The organism is Streptomyces murinus (assembly GCF_002154555.1).
GTDB classification, from domain to species: Bacteria; Actinomycetota; Actinomycetes; order Streptomycetales; family Streptomycetaceae; genus Streptomyces; species Streptomyces murinus.
The window spans coordinates 1-2,718 of record NZ_MUNF01000972.1; the positions used below are offsets into that span (position 1 = coordinate 1).

Here is a 2,718-nt window from a genome sequence, read left to right on the forward strand (position 1 = left end):
CCCGGGGATGCCGGGCGCGCCCGGCATCCCCGGGGGCGCCGGAGGCTGCGGGACACCGGGACCCATCTGAGCGGGGCCGGCCAGCATCGTGGCCGCGTGATGCACATCGCCCGGGGGCGTCATGGACGGCTCGGGGGCAGACGGCGCGCCGCCGGGACCGCCCGCCGTACCGTCCTGCCCCGCCAGGCCCTCCGGGTCGATCGCGGACACAAGACGCGTCGGCACGTATCCGCCCGAGGACGCACCCGGCGCGGGCGGCGGCGGCACACTCCCCGGACGCGCGCCCGGCGTACCCGGGGCGCCCGGCGGCGGAGGCGGCACCCCCACCCCGCCGCGCGCCTTCTTCGGCGGCGGCGCGGCCTTGCTCGTCGCGGCGTCCGCGATGTCCCCGGCGTTCGGCGCGAGCGGCCGCTCGCCCGCACCGGGACCGGCGACCGGACCACCCGGAGCCTGCGGCGGAACGGCCGGCGGCGGCGTGCTGCCCGGCGGCACCGGCGCACCGGGACCCTGCGGATACCCGTGGACCGGCGCACCCGGCGGCGGCGTGCTGCCCGGAGGAGGAGTCCCAGGGCCTGCCGGGGCCTGCGGATAGCCATAGGCCGAAGCACCCGGAACCGGCGGCGGAGGCGGCGTACTCCCCAGCGGCGAGCCCGGCGCACCACCCGGAACCGGCGAACCACCCGGCGCGCCCGGCGCGTTCGGCAGATCCAGCGCCGGAGCGATCGCCGTACGCGGCAACTGGCTGCCGCCCGACATCAGCGCCGTCTTCGCGTCCGGCACCGAGACCGGCGGCCGCGGCGCGTCATCGTCGGCACCGCTCAGCGGGGGCGCGAACACCGTCGCGGGCAACGGCACCGAACGGTCGTCGTCCTCACCCGCGCCCCCGTTCGTGTCCGTACCGGCCCACGGGGTCGCCCCTACGGGCACCTCGGCGGGAGCGGGAGAAGGCGCGGGAACCGCAGGGGCGGGAACCGCAGGGGCGGGAACCGCAGGAGCCGCGGGAGTCGGCGGAGGCCCGGCCAGCGTCCGCGCCGGATCGCCCCCGGCCGAGACCCCGGCACCCTCCGAAGCACCCGAACCCGCAACCCCGGAGCCCTCCGACGCACCCGAACCCGCGACCCCGGCCCCCTGCGAGGCACCGGAATCCGCGGCCGGCTGCCGTCGCTCCCCTATCCCCATCTTGTCCGCCGCCTCCTGCAACCACTCCGGAGGAGTCAGCAGGAACGACGTCTGATTCAGATCCAGCCGCGCCGCCACCGGCGCCGGCGCCGGCTCCTCCGGCCCGTCAGGACGGCCGTACTCCTCCTCGTACCGGCGGATCACCTCACCCACCGGCAACGCCGGCCACAACGTGGCCTCACCACTGTCCCGGGCGATCACCAGCCGCTGCGCACCCGCATCCGACCGCGGCCCCTCCGCCCGGTCCTCACCCCACACCACGAACCCCAGCTCGAACTCCCGCACCCGCACCTCACGGTGCTGATACGCGGGCACATCGCCGTTGATCCACTCCTCGGCGCGCTCCTGCGCCTGCGCGTACGTCACCATCGCCAGCTCACTCCCCCACCGGGCCGGAAGACACCGGGACGACACGCGCGAAACCGCCGTCCACCATCAGATTCGCCACCGTCTCCAACTCCGGCGGATCACCCGCCAGCCGGGACAGGAACGCGTCGAAGTCATCACCGCACGGCAGCAGCAGACGCTCCACCCGCTCCGCCGGCGGCCACGACGGATCCACGTCCCGCACATCGTCGTACGCGCAGAACCACACCGAACCGAGCCGCTCGCCCTTCACCTTCACCGCGAGCAACCCGCCCTGCACGAACGACACCCCGAGATAGTCCTTCGTCAGGTGGTCGCGCAGACACTTGTTCACATAGACCAGGTCATTGACCGCGGCCTCGTCCCGCACCGTGAAGAACGGCTGGTCCAGCAGCAACCCCAGCTCGGCGAGCAGCGCCGTACCCACCGGAGCACAACCACCCGCCGCCTTCAGGAAGTCACGATAGGCACCCGGCAACCGGTACCCCAGATCCTCCTCGACACCCTGCACCTGCGCCTCGGTCACCGCCACGCCCGACTTCGGCAGACCGAAATGCGCGGGCCGCGTCTCCTGCAAGGGCCGCGTACCCCGCTTGCCGTGGTCCACCGGAGCCGTCGCCACCCCGCCGTGATGCCGCAGCAACGCCTTCACATCGACCGGAACCAGCTCCAGACGCCGCGTGCCCGCCACGTGATGCCACGTCCAGCCGTGCGGCGTCGCCACATCCGGCACCGTGTCCCACCACTCGTGCCCCGACGCCGCCAGCGCCGCGTTCGCCGACACATAGTCCGTCAGCCGCAACTCGTCGACACCAAAACCCTCCGGCGGCTCCGCGATCTCCACCGCCACCCGCGCATACGGCGAGAAATCCGGAAAGCCCCGCTCGTCGACCCGCACCCCACCAGGATGCCGCGCCGCCCGCACCGGATCCGGGAAATGCACGACCTGCCCCGAGTACGCCGCGTTCGGCGGCACGGCCTGTCCCCCCTGGCGGCCGGGAGGTGTCCCCAGCCCGAGCCGACCTGTCGTCATGGCGGTTGCCCCCTGAGGCGTTCTCTTAGGCCTGAACGGCGGTGTCCATCGCGGATGCCGACAGCCTAAGCGGTACCCGAACCCCGGTCACCGGCCCACCGCGTCCCCGCGACACACACCACAACCGCCACCCACCACCC

General features: G+C 74.1%; 1 protein-coding gene and 1 pseudogene. Both read right to left on the reverse strand.

Annotation, left to right across the window (positions count from 1 at the left end):
- Positions 1 to 1,548, reverse strand: a pseudogene (locus CCN72_RS37010) (SUKH-4 family immunity protein); the annotation flags it as partial.
- A 7-nt stretch (positions 1,549 to 1,555) separates the two neighbouring features.
- Complete coding sequence (locus CCN72_RS37015) at positions 1,556 to 2,578, reverse strand: SMI1/KNR4 family protein (protein WP_086812670.1); 1,023 nt, start codon at positions 2,576 to 2,578, stop codon at positions 1,556 to 1,558.
- Positions 2,579 to 2,718 lie beyond the last annotated feature (140 nt).